At 59.4% G+C, this 15,131-nt stretch carries 13 protein-coding genes and 1 other annotated feature; of the genes, 4 read left to right on the forward strand and 9 right to left on the reverse strand.

What is annotated here, in order from left to right; translation table 11 throughout:
* Positions 1-27: 27 nt before the first annotated feature.
* A complete protein-coding gene (gene dnaK / locus MC269_RS15645) occupies positions 28-1,941 on the reverse strand; it encodes a molecular chaperone DnaK (RefSeq protein ID WP_081138707.1) in 1,914 nt (637 codons plus the stop codon).
* 546 nt (positions 1,942-2,487) lie between these two features.
* Here dnaK and MC269_RS15650 point away from each other — a divergent pair.
* The 3 genes from MC269_RS15650 to MC269_RS15660 are packed head-to-tail and all read left to right on the forward strand — an operon-like array spanning position 2,488 to position 4,931.
* A complete protein-coding gene (locus MC269_RS15650) occupies positions 2,488-2,898 on the forward strand; it encodes an N-acetyltransferase (RefSeq protein WP_081138710.1) in 411 nt (136 codons plus the stop codon).
* Positions 2,899-2,922: 24 nt separating this feature from the next.
* Positions 2,923-3,612, forward strand: a complete 690-nt coding sequence (locus MC269_RS15655; protein WP_239952959.1) for a PAS and helix-turn-helix domain-containing protein — start codon at positions 2,923-2,925, stop codon at positions 3,610-3,612.
* A 20-nt stretch (positions 3,613-3,632) separates the two neighbouring features.
* Positions 3,633-4,931, forward strand: coding sequence for a cytosine permease (locus MC269_RS15660; RefSeq protein WP_239952960.1), 1,299 nt, complete (start codon positions 3,633-3,635; stop codon positions 4,929-4,931).
* An 18-nt stretch (positions 4,932-4,949) separates the two neighbouring features.
* Here the strand turns inward: MC269_RS15660 and MC269_RS15665 are convergent, their stop codons facing one another.
* The 3 genes from MC269_RS15665 to tal form a co-directional block, all read right to left on the reverse strand.
* Positions 4,950-6,251, reverse strand: coding sequence for an MFS transporter (locus MC269_RS15665; protein WP_239952961.1), 1,302 nt, complete (start codon positions 6,249-6,251; stop codon positions 4,950-4,952).
* Positions 6,252-6,362: 111 nt separating this feature from the next.
* Positions 6,363-6,950, reverse strand: a complete 588-nt coding sequence (mog, locus tag MC269_RS15670; RefSeq protein ID WP_239952962.1) for a molybdopterin adenylyltransferase — start codon at positions 6,948-6,950, stop codon at positions 6,363-6,365.
* Between the two features lie 115 nt (positions 6,951-7,065).
* Positions 7,066-8,019: a transaldolase gene (gene tal / locus MC269_RS15675; RefSeq protein ID WP_081138725.1), complete on the reverse strand. Its 954-nt coding sequence runs from the start codon at positions 8,017-8,019 to the stop codon at positions 7,066-7,068.
* Positions 8,020-8,227: 208 nt separating this feature from the next.
* Here tal and yaaA point away from each other — a divergent pair, with 208 nt between their 5' ends.
* A complete protein-coding gene (yaaA, locus tag MC269_RS15680) occupies positions 8,228-9,004 on the forward strand; it encodes a peroxide stress protein YaaA (RefSeq protein WP_239952963.1) in 777 nt (258 codons plus the stop codon).
* A gap of 159 nt (positions 9,005-9,163) precedes the next feature.
* Here yaaA and thrC read toward each other — a convergent pair whose 3' ends face one another.
* From thrC to MC269_RS15700, 5 genes are all read right to left on the reverse strand, one after another.
* On the reverse strand, positions 9,164-10,450 hold the full coding sequence (gene thrC / locus MC269_RS15685; protein WP_239952964.1) for a threonine synthase: 1,287 nt from the start codon (positions 10,448-10,450) through the stop codon (positions 9,164-9,166).
* A 3-nt stretch (positions 10,451-10,453) separates the two neighbouring features.
* The gene (gene thrB / locus MC269_RS15690) at positions 10,454-11,383 is read right to left on the reverse strand and encodes a homoserine kinase (RefSeq protein ID WP_239955134.1); all 930 of its coding nucleotides are present in this window, start codon (positions 11,381-11,383) and stop codon (positions 10,454-10,456) included.
* A gap of 2 nt (positions 11,384-11,385) precedes the next feature.
* The gene (gene thrA / locus MC269_RS15695; RefSeq protein WP_239952965.1) at positions 11,386-13,848 is read right to left on the reverse strand and encodes a bifunctional aspartate kinase/homoserine dehydrogenase I; all 2,463 of its coding nucleotides are present in this window, start codon (positions 13,846-13,848) and stop codon (positions 11,386-11,388) included.
* 25 nt (positions 13,849-13,873) lie between these two features.
* Positions 13,874-13,991, reverse strand: a sequence feature (Thr leader region).
* Entirely contained in the window at positions 13,930-14,001 is a 72-nt protein-coding gene (gene thrL / locus MC269_RS18880; RefSeq protein ID WP_127908399.1) for a thr operon leader peptide, read from the reverse strand. (Overlaps the previous feature by 62 nt.)
* Positions 14,002-14,196: 195 nt before the next feature.
* On the reverse strand, positions 14,197-14,892 hold the full coding sequence (locus MC269_RS15700; protein WP_239952966.1) for a tRNA/rRNA methyltransferase: 696 nt from the start codon (positions 14,890-14,892) through the stop codon (positions 14,197-14,199).
* Between the last annotated feature and the right edge of the window lie 239 nt (positions 14,893-15,131).

The following is a 15,131-nucleotide window of genomic DNA, read 5'->3' on the forward strand; positions in this document are numbered from 1 at the left end:
CCAACCGTCGCGCCCGGTCAGGGGCAATTATTTTTTGTTGTCTTTCACTTCTTCGAATTCAGCGTCGACCACGTCGTCATCTTTCTTCGCAGAAGCGTCGGCTGCGTCCGCGCCGCCTGCCTGTCCCTGCTGCTGTGCCGCTTCCATCAGCTTGCTGGAAACCTGCATCAGGGCCTGCATTTTAGCGTCGATCGCCTCTTTGTCTTCGCCTTTCAGCGCGGTTTCCAGTTCGCTCAGCGCGGACTCGATTGGCGCTTTGTCCTCAGCGGAGAGTTTATCGCCCGCTTCGTCCAGCTGCTTACGGGTGCTGTGCGCAATCTGGTCGCCCTGGTTGCGCGTCTGCACCAGCTCTTCGAACTTACGATCCGATTCAGCGTTCGCTTCCGCGTCGCGAACCATTTTTTCGATCTCGTCCTCGTTCAGGCCGGAAGAGGCTTTAATGGTGATCTTCTGCTCTTTGCCGCTGTTCTTGTCTTTCGCCGAAACGTGCAGGATGCCGTCCGCATCGATATCGAAGGTGACTTCGATCTGCGGCATGCCGCGCGGCGCCGGCTGAATGCCGTCCAGGTTGAACTGACCCAGCGATTTGTTATCGCTGGAGCGCTTACGCTCACCCTGCAGCACGTGAATGGTCACGGCAGACTGGTTGTCTTCAGCGGTAGAGAAGACCTGGCTGTGCTTGGTCGGGATAGTGGTGTTCTTGCTGATCAGCGAGGTCATCACGCCACCCATGGTTTCGATACCCAGCGACAGCGGGGTCACGTCCAGCAGCAGCACGTCTTTCACGTCGCCTGCCAGCACGCCGCCCTGTACTGCCGCGCCGACAGCAACCGCTTCGTCCGGGTTAACGTCTTTACGCGGCTCTTTGCCGAAGAACTCCGCCACTTTGGACTGCACCATCGGCATACGGGTCTGACCGCCCACCAGGATGACGTCGTTGATGTCGGACACAGAGAGTCCCGCATCCTGCAGCGCCACTTTCAGCGGCTCGATAGAGCGGCTGACCAGATCTTCTACCAGAGACTCGAGCTTCGCACGGGTCACTTTGATGTTCAGGTGTTTCGGACCGGTCGCGTCCGCCGTGATGTACGGCAGGTTAACGTCGGTCTGCTGCGCAGAGGAGAGCTCGATTTTCGCTTTCTCGGCGGCTTCTTTCAGACGCTGCATCGCCAGCGGATCGTTGTGCAGATCGATGCCCTGATCTTTCTTGAATTCCGCGACCAGATAGTTGATCAGACGGCTGTCGAAGTCTTCACCGCCCAGGTGGGTATCACCGTTGGTGGCCAGCACTTCAAAGGTTTTTTCGCCGTCAACTTCGTCGATTTCGATAATAGAGATATCGAAGGTACCGCCGCCCAGGTCGTATACCGCGATGGTGCGGTTGCCCTGACCTTTATCCAGGCCGTAGGCCAGCGCCGCTGCAGTCGGTTCGTTGATGATACGTTTCACTTCCAGACCCGCGATACGGCCGGCGTCTTTGGTCGCCTGACGCTGCGCATCGTTAAAGTAGGCCGGAACGGTGATGACCGCTTCGGTCACCGGCTCGCCGAGGTAGTCTTCAGCGGTTTTCTTCATTTTTTTCAGCACTTCCGCAGAGATCTGCGGCGGCGCCATTTTCTGGCCTTTCACTTCCAGCCAGGCGTCGCCGTTGTCGGAAGAGGTGATTTTGTACGGCATGATTTTGATGTCACGCTGCACTTCTTCGTCCTGGAAACGACGGCCGATCAGACGCTTGATAGCAAACAGCGTATTCTGCGGGTTGGTCACCGCCTGACGTTTAGCCGGTTGACCCACCAGAGTTTCGCCATCCTGCGTATAAGCAATAATTGAAGGCGTGGTGCGGTCGCCCTCGGCATTCTCCAGCACGCGCGCTTTACCGCCGTCCATGATCGCAACACAAGAGTTGGTTGTACCCAGGTCAATACCAATAATCTTACCCATCTAAACGTCTCCCACTTAAATTCTTTGTCAATTTGGGTTGTGAACCTTTAATGCGGGCGCTTTGTTGGCTTTCAACCGCCATTACTCGCTTTTTTTCCCGGGCTCACAACGCTCGATGACAACTAAATGGGGCCGCTTCGAAGCGCATCAAGGGTTAAAAGAAAATTTTTTTTCAGATCCGCGCATTCGGCGATGCAGGCACGCGTGGTCGCGGCGCGCCCAAAGAAAAAGGCCGCGAAAAGGGCGGCCTGACGAACGCAGTATAACGGGAAGCTGTGTGACCCTGCAGGCCCAGTAAACGGGCTGCGGAAAATATATTATCGTTATTATTGCAAACTGAACTTATTTTCTGTTTTCCCTGATGTTGGCGAACGAGCGAACCTGTCTGCTCGTCAAACAACCGGCGCTATCTTAATATTACCGGCCTGACGCCGCAGGAGGAATATTTGCCCTTGCGCCCGGCCAGGCGCCATGCTAATAATGGAAATTCCGAAATATTAAAATCCCCTCTTTCTATTCATATTTTTATCATATGGACATTGCTATATGGAAATAAAGGTCAGCCATATTAAGGATCCTCAGGCTGAGGAATATATCATTCAGCAGCTCTGGCAGCATAATAGCCGCTTCGCCGAGATCAATATGAAGCCGCTGAACGTTATATTGTATGATGATGAGCAGCATATTCAGGGCGGACTGCTGGCGCACACCTGGTTCGGCACGCTGGATATTCACTATTTATGGATAGATGAGGCGCATCGCCAGCACGGCACCGGGCGTCAGCTGATGCAACAGGCGGAAGAAGAGGCGCGCAGCCGCGGCTGCCATATGGCGGTCGTCGATACCCTCAGCTTTCAGGCGCGCGGGTTTTACGAAAAACTCGGCTATCGCGTCTACGGCGAACAGGATGGCTATGCGCAGCGCTTTTCCCGTTATTATCTGGCGAAAAGATTATAACCTGCTTTCATTCAGCGAGGCGTTATGGGCAGCCCATATCGCAGTATCGACGATTTTCTTGCCGCGTTTGCCACCACGATGGATCTGTTACCGACGCCGTGGGGTTTTAAAGACGCGGCCTCACAACATCTTTATATGAATACCGCGGCTCGCTTATATACCGCTACGCCGAAGAACTATTCGCTGGAAGGGAAAAAAGATAACGAATTTCCCACGCGCTGGAGCGACTGCGCCGATGAATTCTGCGAGCACGACGAACAAGCCAGGGCCCTGAAAAGCAGCGTAGCGGTAATAGAGACCCATTACTGGTATGGCAAAGATTACCTGACCCCTTTCGTCAGCGAAAAATATCCGGTGTTCGACAGCCGCAATCAGTTCCTCGGCTGCATCTGGAACGCGCGCCCGCTCGACAACATCGGCGCGCTTAACTTTATCAATCCCCGCAAAACCTCGGTGCTCACCACGCAGCTTGAGCATCCCCTTTTCACGCCCGCCGAACTGGATGTGATCTTTCTGCTGCTGCGCCGCTTTAGCGCAAAAGAGATCGCGCGCATCTATAACCTCAGCGTGAAAACCATCGGCAACCGCATCGCCACCCTTTATCAGAAAGCGGGCGTGCACTCGCTGCAACAGTTCGAACAATACTGCCGCGCTGAGTCGCTGGAGAACTATCTGCCAGAGAAACTGCTCAGCAAGGGCGTCGCTTTTATTTAAACCGGTAAGGAAAACCTGTTGTGAGTAAATTTGATGACTACCCGTTGAGCCGGGTGCCTGCGGGCGAAAGGCTTTCGCTGTTTAGCGTCGCCCTTGTGCATATGGGTATGCTGACCGCGCTCGATCAGTTTATGCTCGGCGCCGTGCTGGGCAACGGCATGACGCTCGGCGCCGCCTTTACTGCCATTACCCTCGCCAGCCTGCTGTTTGGCTTTATCACCTTCGCCCTCGGCTACGCCGGCATGCGCGAAGGCTTATCCGGCACGCTGCTGGCGCGCTGGTGCGGCTTCGGCCGTCACGGCTCGGTGCTGATCGGCCTGCTGGTCGCCGTCAGCCTGCTGGGCTGGTTCGGCATCCAGAACGCGGTGTTCGCCCGTTCGCTGAGCTACGCCCTGGACGGCAGGCTGAGCTTCGCTCAGGCCGCCTCGCTGTCAGGCGCCGTGCTGACGCTGCTGGTGGCATTTGGTTTTAAGGCGCTGCGCTTTACCGCGCGCGTCGCGGTGCCGCTGTTTATTGCGCTGATGGGCTGGATTTTCTGGCATGCGTTTCACGGTCCGGCGGCAAACAGCCTTCCGCCGCTCGCCGCTAGCGAGACCATCACCCTGAGCGCCGCCATTACCATGGTGATCGGCGGCGCCATTCTCGCCAGCCTGATGACGCCGGATCTGACGCGTTTTTCCCGCAGCGGCAAAGACGTTTTCGCCATCACCCTGCTGACGATTCTGGTAGGGGAATATGGCGTCAACGGGCTGGCCATCCTGATTGCGAAGGCGCTGCACACCGCCGACATCATCGCCATCATTACTCAGACCACCGCCACGCTGGGGCTGTTCGCCGTGGTCTTCTCTACCCTGCGCGTCAACGATCTCAATCTCTACTCCTCGACGCTGGGGGTCGCCAACGCCACGGAAGGGCTGACCGGCTTTAAACCGCGCTACAGCGTGATTACGCTGCTGCTGGGTTTTCTCGGCACCCTCTGCTCGGTGCTGGGCATTCTCGACCGGTTCGTTGATTTTCTTGAACTGCTGGGCGTAATCTTCCCGCCGGTGCTGGGGGTAATGATTGTGGATTACTATCTGCTGAAGACGGACCGCCAGACGCTGGCGCAGAGCCGCGACAGCAACGCGCTGCCGCCCTCTTCGCAGCCGATCGGCTGGCCCGCGCTGATCGCCAGCGTGGCTGGTGGCGCCACCGGGCTGCTGGTTGAGCGCGGCGTGCCGGTGTTTAACTCGATTATCGTCGCCTGTGTCGTCTATCTGCTGACCGCGCCGCTGATGAAGCGCGCCGCGATAATGCAGAAGCGCCCCGCCGCCGACTGACCGCTGCCAGCGCGCCTGTTACAGGCGCGTTTCGCTCGCCAGCGCGCCCTGTCGTTCGGCATAGTGCAGCCATCCCCCGATCAGCAGACCGATCAGCGCCAGCGCCAGCACATACCAGGCGGGCGCCAGCGGCGTGACGCGCAGGATCAGCGTAACGAAAATCGGCGTCAGGCCGCCAAAAATGGCGTAGGCGACGTTATAGGAAAAAGAGATGCCGGTAAAACGCACCGCCGCCGGAAAGGCGCGCACCATCAGAAAGGGCACCACGCCCACCACCCCGACGCTCAGTCCGGCCAGCCCATAGTTGAAGAACAGGTTGCTGGCGTCAGGCGTCTGCGCGGCGAAGAAATGCCAGCTGGCAGCCGCCAGCAGCAGCGAGCCGCCGGTTAAGGTTTTCGCCGCGCCCAGCCAGTCCACCAGCCAGCCGGCGATCACGCAGCCCACCAGCAGCATCACCGTCGCCAGGCAGTTAGCCTGCAGGCTCAGCGCCGCGCTGATGCCGTGCTGCTTCTGCATCAGCGCCGGCGCCATCAGGATCACCACCACGATACAGGCAGAGAGCAGCCAGGTGAGCAGCATCGAGAGCAGAACAGCGCCTTTATGGTGGGTCAGGACGGTTTTCAACGGCAGCGCGTCGGCCAGCGTCTTACGCTGCTGCATCTCCTGAAACACCGGCGTTTCATGCAGCCAGCGACGCAGATACATCGCCAGCAGGCCGAACAGGCCGCCAAGAAAGAAAGGAATGCGCCAGCCGATGCTGGCGACCGTTTGCGGCGTCATGCTGCTGTTGATGGCGGTCGCCACCAGCGATCCGAGCAGGATGCCGGCCGTCAGGCCCGCGGTCAGCGTGCCGCAGGCGAAACCCACGCGCTTTTCCGGCACGTGCTCCGCCACGAACACCCAGGCGCCCGGCACCTCGCCGCCAATCGCCGCGCCCTGCAGCAGGCGCAGCAGCAGCATCAGCAGCGGCGCGACGATCCCCGCCGTCTCATAGGTCGGCAGCAGGCCCATCGCCAGCGTCGGCAGCGCCATCAGCAGAATGCTCAGGCTGAACATTTTCTTGCGCCCGACCTTATCGCCGAAGTGCGCCATAATCAGCCCGCCGAGCGGGCGCGCCAGATAGCCGGCGGCGAAAATGGCGAAGGTTTGCAGCTGACGCAGCCAGTCAGGGATATCGGCCGGAAAGAAGCGTTCGCCAATCACCGCAGCGAAAAACACGAAGATAATAAAGTCGTAGAACTCCAGCGCGCCGCCGAGCGCGGCCAGCGACAGCGTTTTATAATCCTGACCTTTCAGGCGATGGGCAGCAGGTGAATCCATGAGCGTAGAGGTTCCCAGAGTCAAAGAGACGGTTGTAAATTTACGCTTACTATACCGTCCATCTTTCACTACACCAGCGCTGCCAGAGGCTATGCCTGAAATGACGAATTTTTAGTTATTTATCTCCTTTATCGCGCTTTTAGGGCGAAAAGCTGCTACCACGTCGCGATGCGTGTCGACGTAGGGCCCTTCCAGCAGCTGTAAACAATAAGGTACGGCAGCGAAAATGCCCGGCACCGAAACCTTGCCTTCGCCATCCTTCAGCCCCTCCAGCGTCTCCTGAATCGATTTTGGCTGGCCTGGCAGGTTAATCACCAGCGACTGCTTGCGGATCACCCCGACCTGACGCGACAAAATCGCCGTCGGCACGAACCGCAGGCTGATCTGGCGCATCTGCTCGCCAAAGCCCGGCATCTCGCGGTCGGCGACCGCCAGCGTGGCGTCGGGCGTGACGTCGCGGCGCGCCGGACCGGTGCCGCCGGTGGTCAGCACCAGATGACAGAAGCGCTCGTCCACCAGCTCGCAGATCGCCTGTTCGATCAGCGGCTGCTCGTCCGGCACCAGGCGGGTTTCGGTGGTAAAAGGAGTCGCCAGCGCGCGGCTTAGCCAGGCTTCCAGCGCCGGAATGCCCTGATCCTGATAAATGCCGTTCGCGGCGCGATCGGAAACGGAGATCAGGCCAATGCGTAAAGTATCCATGATGTTGTTACCCGGGTTGACCGCAAAGCGGTAAGACAAAAGAGGAATAGCAGGAAGGATAATAGAAAGTAGGGCAAAGCGAAAACCGTGGCGGCCAGGCCGCCACGGCCACAGATTACAGCAGGTCGGCGATCATTTTCTCAAGCTTGCCCTGGTCGACGGCGAAGTTGCGGATGCCTTCCGCCAGTTTCGCCACCGCCATCGGATCCTGGTTGTGCTGCCACAGGAACTCCGACTCGGTCATTTTCGCCGGACGCGCTTTGACGTCGCCGCTGTAGCTCAGCTTGCGCTCAACCGCGCCTTCGCTCTCCGCCAGCTCTTTCAGCAGCGCCGGAGAGATGGTCAGGCGATCGCAGCCCGCCAGCTCGAGGATCTCGCCGACGTTACGGAAGCTCGCGCCCATCACCACGGTTTCATAGCCGTGCTGCTTGTAGTAGCTGTAGATTTCAGACACCGACACCACGCCCGGATCTTCGTGCGGCGCGTACTCTTTCTTGTCAGTGTTGTTTTTGTACCAGTCGAGGATACGGCCGACGAACGGGGAGATCAGGAACACGCCCGCTTCCGCGCAGGCGCGTGCCTGGGCGAAGGAGAAGAGCAGCGTCAGGTTACAGTTGATGCCCTCTTTTTCCAGCTGCTCCGCCGCGCGGATGCCCTGCCAGGTTGACGCCAGCTTGATCAGGATACGGTCATTGCTGATGCCCGCGTCGTTGTAGAGTTTGATTAGGCTGCGCGCTTTGGCAATGCTGCCTTCGGTGTCGTAAGAGAGACGCGCGTCGACTTCGGTGGAGATGCGGCCCGGGATCAGCTTCAGGATCTCCAGACCGATGTTGACGGCCAGTTTGTCCGACACCAGCGAGATCAGCTCATCTTTGCTGCCGTTCTGCTCGCGCGCCCAGCTAATCGCTTCGTCGATCAGCTTGCGGTATTCCGGGATCTGCGCGGCGTTCAGGATCAGAGAAGGGTTGGTGGTGGCATCTTGCGGCTGGTAGAGCTTCATCGCTGCGATATCGCCGGTGTCGGCGACAACGGTGGTGAGTTGACGCAGGGAGGTCAGTTTGTCCGTCATGTCTCTTGTCTCTTGTGTAATGTCAGGGTGAAAAAGGCTGTTGCGATAATATCATGCGGCAACCGAGGCGCAAGGTCGCCAGATGCCGTTTACGATAGCGCAAACGAATGGCTGCGATTTGCCGCGCGCGGCGCCTTTTTTGCTACACTCGGCAGCCTGATTATTAGCCCCTTCCCTGTAGCGACAAGGGATAAACGAGGAAGCGACTATGTTAATGGTGATCTCACCCGCCAAAACGCTCGATTTTAGCAGCCCGCTGGCGACCCAGCGTTTTACCCAGCCTGCGCTGTTAGAAAAATCACAGCAGCTGATCGAGGTGGCGCGCGATCTCTCACCGGCGCAAATCGCTTCGCTGATGAGCATCAGCGACAAGCTGGCGCTGCTGAACGCCGAACGCTTTAACAGCTGGCAGCCCGAGTTCACGCCGGACAACGCGCGTCAGGCGATCCTGGCGTTTAAGGGCGACGTCTACACCGGCCTGCAGGCGGAGAGCTTCAGCGAGGCGGATTTCGACTTCGCGCAGCAGCATCTGCGCATGCTCTCTGGCCTCTACGGCGTGCTGCGTCCGCTCGACCTGATGCAGCCCTATCGTCTGGAGATGGGCATTAAGTTCGCCACGCCGGCCGGCAACGATCTCTACAGCTTCTGGGGCGATCTGCTGACGCAGCAGCTTAACGACGCGCTGCGCGCGCAGGGCGATGCGGTGCTGATCAATCTGGCGTCGGACGAGTATTTCCGGGCGATCAAGCCGAAGCAGCTAGAGGCGCGGCTGGTGAAGCCGGTGTTCCTCGATGAGAAAAATGGCGCGTTTAAGGTGATCAGCTTCTACGCCAAAAAGGCGCGCGGGCTGATGAGCCGCTACATCATTCAGCATCGCCTGACCGATCCTGAGGCGCTGAAAGGGTTTGATGTCGACGGCTATTTCTATGACGAGGCGAGCAGCAGCGAGAACGAGCTGGTGTTTAAGCGTTACGAGCAGAAGTAACGCTCAGGGCGGCCGACCGGCGACTGGCAAACTTAAAACGCGGGTGACATGGGCCGAAGAGCAAAGCGTCTCGCGCAAGGGACTGCGCGAGCCGAGCCGCCATGGATGGCTATTTTTGCGTCTTTGCGATCGGACCTTGTCACCCGCGTCAGCACCTTGTCAGGCCTTAAGTAAAAACGCGCGCAGCGGCGCGAAATCCGCCGGCATGGTGTGCGACAGCAGCGGCAGCCCGGCGCGGTCCGCCAGCTCCTGCGGCAGCGGCAGCGCCTGCCCCAGAATCGCTTCCACGCTCTCCTTAAACTTCGCCGGGTGCGCCGTGCCGAGGAACAGACCAAACTCCCCTTCCTGCAGCTGATCGCGCAGCAAGCGATAGGCGATGGCCGCGTGCGGTTCGGAGATATAGCCGATTTCCGCCAGCTCGCGCATCGTCGCTTCGGTGGTGTCGTCGCTGACCGCGCCGTAGGCAAGATCGGTTAAACGCCAGGTTTTGCGGCGGAACAGCTCCTCAACGCGCGGCCAGTTGTTGGGCTGACTGACGTCCATGGCGTTCGACAGCGTGGCGACCGTGGCGTTGGGCGTCCAGCTGCCGCCCTGCAGAAAGCGCGGCACGGTGTCGTTGGCGTTGGTGGCGGCGATAAAACGCTTAATCGGCAGCCCCAGCGATTTTGCCAGCAGGCCGGCAGTGAGATCGCCGAAGTTGCCGCTCGGCACCGACACCACCAGCTGATTGCGTTTCTCCTGCGGCAGCTGCGCCACCGCTTCGAAGTAGTAGCAGATCTGCGCCAGCAGGCGGCTGATATTGATGGAGTTGGCGGAGTTCAGGCCGATCGCCTTCTTCAGCTCCTCGTCGTCAAACGCCTGTTTTACCAGCGCCTGACAGGCGTCGAAGTCGCCGTCGATGGCGATGGTCTCGATATTGCCGCCCAGCGTGCAGAACAGCTTCTCCTGCAGCGGACTGATTTTGCCCTGCGGATAGAGGATCACCACGCGCACGTTTTCCATGCCGTAAAAAGCGTGGGCCACCGCCGCGCCGGTGTCGCCGGAGGTCGCGGTCAGAATAGTGATCTGCTCGTCCGCGCCTGACACGTAGGAGAGCATCTGCGCCATAAAGCGGCCGCCGAAATCCTTAAACGCCAGCGTTGGGCCGTGAAACAGCTCCAGACATGAGATATCGTCGCTCACCTTCACCACCGGCGCCGGGAAGGCGAAGGCAGTTTTAACACGCTCGGCCAGCTGGTGCGGCGCGATTTCGTCGCCGATGTAGGCAGACAGAATTTTGCTGCTGCGGCTGACGAAATCCATCTCCAGCATCGCGTCGATGTCGGTCAGCTCGAATTCCGGCAGCTCCAGCGGGAAGAAAAGCCCCTGCTGCGATCCGAGGCCCTGTTTCACCGCCTGCGAAAAGCTCACCTGCTCGTTATGATCCTTAAGGTTGTAGAGTTTCATGCGTTATCCCAGTTTACGTGCGCCAGCCGTATCAAGGCGGCAAATATGGACGAAGCCTTCATCATTCTGCAGATAGTGCTGGCGCAGCCAGTCTGCCATCCGCTGCGCCGTTTCCATCTGATTGCAAACGGCGAAAAGCGTGGGGCCGGAGCCGGAAATGCCGCAGGCCAGCGCGCCGATATCCACGGCGGCCTGACGCGCTTCGGCAAAGCCCGGCAGCAGTCGGGTGCGGTAAGGCTCAGCAATCACATCCTGCATCAGTTTAGCGGCCAGCAGCGGCTGGCGCGTGTGGCAGGCATGAATAAAGCCTGCCAGCAGGCGGCCATGCTTAATCACATCCTCTTTGCGATACTGCGCCGGCAGGATGGCGCGCGCTTCGGCGGTAGAGACCTTGATACCGGGATAGGCCATTACCCACAGCCAGTCGTCGAAGCCCGGCACCGGCTGGCTGATAACGCCGTTCTCTTCCAGCATCAGCTGAATGCCGCCGAGGAAGCACGGCGCGACGTTGTCATAGTGCACGCTGCCGGAAATGCGCCCTTCCAGCTCGCCCATCAGCGTCAGCAGCTGCGTATCGCTGAGCGGCCTGCCGCAAAACTCGTTCATCGCCATCAGGCCGGCCACCACCGAACAAGCGCTGGAGCCGAGACCAGAGCCGATCGGCATATTTTTTTCCAGCGTCATCGCCACCGGCACCTCTTCGCCGATCGCCTCGCAAAAGCGCTGCCAGCACTGGTAAACGATATTCTCTTTGGGATCGTCCGGCAGCTTGCTGACGAAGCGTCCGCTGTTCTGCAGCGAAAAGCGCGGCGCCGCCTCTACCGAGACGCAGTCACCCAGCAGCGTGCCGTCCACCGGCGACACCGCCGCGCCCAGCACATCAAAGCCGACGCTGACATTACCAATCGAGGCCGGCGCGTAAATTTTTACCATCATCAAACTCCCAACTTCCACGACAGAGTGCGCAGCAGATCGGCGAAAACGCCCGCCGCCGTCACATCATTTCCCGCGCCGTATCCGCGCAGCACCAGCGGGATCGGCTGATAATAACGGCTGTAAAACGCCAGCGCGTTTTCGCCGTTTTTCACTTTATAGAGCGGATCGTTGCCGTCGACCGCGTCGATTTTCACTTTGCAGACGCCACCCTCTTCAATCGCGCCGACGAAGCGTAACACTTTCCCCTCGTCGCGCGCGCTGGCAACGCGCGCGGCGAAGGCGTTATCCAGCTCCGGCAAACGCTGCATAAAGGTCTCGACGTCGGCGATTTCCGTCAGGCTGGCGGGCAACAGCGGCTCGATCTCAATGTCGCCTAGCTCCAGCTGATGGCCCGCTTCGCGCGCCAGGATCAGCAGCTTGCGCGCCACATCCATGCCGGAGAGATCGTCACGCGGATCCGGCTCGGTAAAGCCCATCTCACGCGCCATCTTCGTCGCCTCAGAGAGCGACACCCCTTCATCCAGCTTGCCGAAAATAAAGGAGAGCGAGCCGGAGAGGATACCGGAGAATTTAATCAGCTCATCGCCGGCGTTCAGCAGGTTTTGCAGGTTTTCAATCACCGGCAGGCCCGCGCCAACGTTGGTGTCGTAGAGGAATTTGCGGCGCGACTTCGCGGCGGCGGCGCGCATCTGCTGGTAGTAGTTCCATGACGAGGTGTTGGCCTTTTTATTCGGCGTCACCACGTGGAAGCCGTCGCCAAGGAAGTCGGCGTAGCGATCGGCCACCGTCTGGCTGGAGGTGCAGTCGACGATCACCGGGTTAAGCATATGGTACTCTTTCACCAGCCGGCTCAGACGGGCGGGGTCAAACGGCTCTTTTGCTTCGCTCAGCGCCGCTTTCCAGTTGCTCAGGTCGATGCCGTGCACGTTGGTCAGCAGCGCGCGCGAGTTGGCGATGCCGCAGACGCGCAGATCGATATGCTTCTGCTTCAGCCAGGCCTGCTGGCGATAGAGCTGATCCAGCAGCGCGCCGCCGACGCCGCCGACGCCTACCACGAATACCTCAATCACCTGATCGGTGGCAAACAGCATCTGGTGCACCACGCGCACGCCGGTGGTGGCGTCGTCGTTGCTGACCACCACCGAGATCGAGCGCTCAGAGGAGCCCTGGGCGATGGCGACGATATTGATATTGGCGCGCGCCAGCGCAGAGAAGAATTTGGCGGAGATGCCGCGCAGCGTGCGCATGCCGTCGCCGACCACCGAGATCACCGCCAGCTGCTCCATCACCTCCAGCGGATCGAGCAGGCCATCTTTCAGCTCCAGATAGAACTCCTCTTCCAGCACGCGGCGCGCGCGCGCCTGCTCATTCTGCGGCACGCAGAAGCTGATGCTGTATTCCGAGGAGGACTGAGTGATGAGCACCACGGAAATGCCGGTGCGCGACATGGCGGCGAACACGCGCGCCGCCATGCCGACCATGCCTTTCATGCCGGGGCCGGAGACGTTGAACATCGCCATATTGTTGAGATTGGTAATGCCTTTGACCGGATTCTCATCCTGCTCGCTTTCGCCGCCGATCAGCGTGCCGGGCGCCTGCGGGTTGGCGGTGTTTTTAATCAGGCACGGGATCTGGAACTGGGCGATAGGCGCGATGGTGCGCGGATGCAGCACTTTGGCGCCGAAGTAGGAGAGTTCCATCGCCTCCTGATAGGACATCGACTTCAGCAGGCGCGCGTCGGGCACCTGGCGCGGATCGCAGGTATAGACGCCGTCGACATCGGTCCAGATTTCGCAGCAGTCGGCGCGCAGACAGGCGGCCAGCACCGCGGCGGAGTAGTCGGAGCCGTTGCGGCCCAGCACCACCAGCTCGCCCTTCTCATTGCCTGCGGTAAAGCCGGCCATCAGGATCATGTTTTGCGGTGGGATCTGGCTGGCGGCGATGCGGCGCGTCGATTCGGCGATATCAACGGTCGATTCAAGATAGTGGCCGACGGCCAGCAGTTTCTCTACCGGATCGATCACCGTGACCTCATGACCGCGCGCCAGCAGCAGCGCTTCCATAATGGCAATAGAGAGCTTTTCGCCGCGGCAGATAATGGCGGCGTTGACGCTGTCCGGGCACTGGCCGAGCAGGCTGATGCCGTGCAGCACCTGTTTCAGCTGCGCGAACTCCAGATCGACGCGGGTTTTCTGGCCGTCGTAGTCGAAGCCCGGCTGCGCCGCTGCCAGCCCCTGCAGCAGCTCGTCGAAAATACGCTCGGCGTCGCGGATGTTCGGCAGCGCGTCCTGGCCGCTGATGGTCTTCTCAATCATCGCCACCAGGTGGTTGGTGATCTTCGCTGGTGCAGAGAGTACGGTGGCAACCTGTCCCTGCTGCGCATTACTTTCCAGAATGTCAGCGACACGCAGAAAACGTTCCGCATTCGCTACCGAGGTCCCACCAAATTTCAGCACTCGCATGTTAAAGCTCTCCTGAATTTTTGCCGAAAAAAAAGCCCGCACTGTTTAGGTGCGGGCTTTTTCTTTTTTTTCCTGTATGCGTCAGCCCGCACCCTTACCGGTGGTAATGGTGGTGGTAATAATGGTGATGTTCAGGCTGGTTGAGTTACGCATTGAGATTTTTTCTGTCTGTCTTTTTAAGTCTGTCTGCCTTCCAGAAGTAAAGCAAAGCGCCGGTCAAGTCAACGAATTTGTCCGGCGGCGAATTTCTCGCCGCTGCGCACTGCTGCGTGCTGGCCAGGGGAATTCTCGCCGGATCGTTTGCCTGCTGCCTGCTTTGTACGATCAGCCGCTGCAAAAACCGCTTTTTCAGGAAGATTTATCTATAAGTTTTTTTTCTACGTCGTGCAGCAGCCGATGCAGCATGGCGCTATCGCGCTGCTCCAGCAGGCCGATACGCTGATCGATCCAGTCAGCCATCTTGCGATCGTCGCTGACCTCAAGCCGCTGCAGCAGGCGTTCGAAGCGCTGGCGCAGCGCGTCCAGCTGCTGCGCGTCGGCCGGCGCGGCGGCGGACGGCGCCACGCGATTGAGCGCGGCAAGCTGATAGCAGTAGACCATCACCGCCTGACCGAGGTTGAGCGAGGGATAATCCTGCGCCATCGGGATGCCGGTCAGCAGATCCACCTGCTCCAGCTCTTCATTGGTCAGGCCGCTATCCTCGCGCCCAAAGACCAGCGCCATGCTGTTGACCCACTGCCGCTTCTCCAGCAGCTGCGTCTCGACCTGCTGCGGCGTGGCGTAGTAGCGGAACTTTGCGCGGCTGCGCGCGGTGGTTGCCACGGAGAAGTCGATATCCGCCAGCGCCTCCTGCAGCGTCGCACAGGTGCGCAGATTATCGAGGATCTCGCCAGCGCCGTGCGCCACGCGACGGGCGGCGGGATCCTGCCAGGCGTCGCTGGCGACAATGCGCAGCTCGCTAAAGCCCATGGTTTTCATGGCGCGCGCCGCTGCGCCGATATTTTCCGGCCGGGCGGGGGAAACCAGAATGAGGGGAAAACGCATCATTATTCCATCTGTGTTTAGAAATCGCGCCTTATAGTAACACGCGCCGCTACCGACGCCGGGATCCTGCCAGAACCGAAAAGAAGTTGTTAACGATGTTAAATTTTAATAAATAACTTTATGCATCGGAAATGGGCGCCAACGCGGCATTAAAGCAAATTAAAAGGTTAAAGATGTTTTTAATCAGCTTAATAGCACCGGGCGCTGTGCAATTATCATTTGCGTATACATAATGTAAA

It is taken from the genome of Pantoea sp. Z09, assembly GCF_022394795.1.
Classification (GTDB): Bacteria; Pseudomonadota; Gammaproteobacteria; order Enterobacterales; family Enterobacteriaceae; genus Pantoea; species Pantoea latae.

Excerpts from the sequence above, each read along its gene's own strand:
- dnaK (WP_081138707.1), bottom strand. The coding sequence starts at position 1,941 with ATGGGTAAGATTATTGGTATTGACCTGGGTACAACCAACTCTTGTGTT.
- MC269_RS15650 (WP_081138710.1), top strand. The coding sequence starts at position 2,488 with ATGGAAATAAAGGTCAGCCATATTAAGGATCCTCAGGCTGAGGAATAT.
- MC269_RS15655 (WP_239952959.1), top strand. The coding sequence starts at position 2,923 with ATGGGCAGCCCATATCGCAGTATCGACGATTTTCTTGCCGCGTTTGCC.
- MC269_RS15665 (WP_239952961.1), bottom strand. The coding sequence starts at position 6,251 with ATGGATTCACCTGCTGCCCATCGCCTGAAAGGTCAGGATTATAAAACG.
- mog (WP_239952962.1), bottom strand. The coding sequence starts at position 6,950 with ATGGATACTTTACGCATTGGCCTGATCTCCGTTTCCGATCGCGCCGCG.
- tal (WP_081138725.1), bottom strand. The coding sequence starts at position 8,019 with ATGACGGACAAACTGACCTCCCTGCGTCAACTCACCACCGTTGTCGCC.
- yaaA (WP_239952963.1), top strand. The coding sequence starts at position 8,228 with ATGTTAATGGTGATCTCACCCGCCAAAACGCTCGATTTTAGCAGCCCG.
- thrC (WP_239952964.1), bottom strand. The coding sequence starts at position 10,450 with ATGAAACTCTACAACCTTAAGGATCATAACGAGCAGGTGAGCTTTTCG.
- thrB (WP_239955134.1), bottom strand. The coding sequence starts at position 11,383 with ATGGTAAAAATTTACGCGCCGGCCTCGATTGGTAATGTCAGCGTCGGC.
- thrA (WP_239952965.1), bottom strand. The coding sequence starts at position 13,848 with ATGCGAGTGCTGAAATTTGGTGGGACCTCGGTAGCGAATGCGGAACGT.
- MC269_RS15700 (WP_239952966.1), bottom strand. The coding sequence starts at position 14,892 with ATGCGTTTTCCCCTCATTCTGGTTTCCCCCGCCCGGCCGGAAAATATC.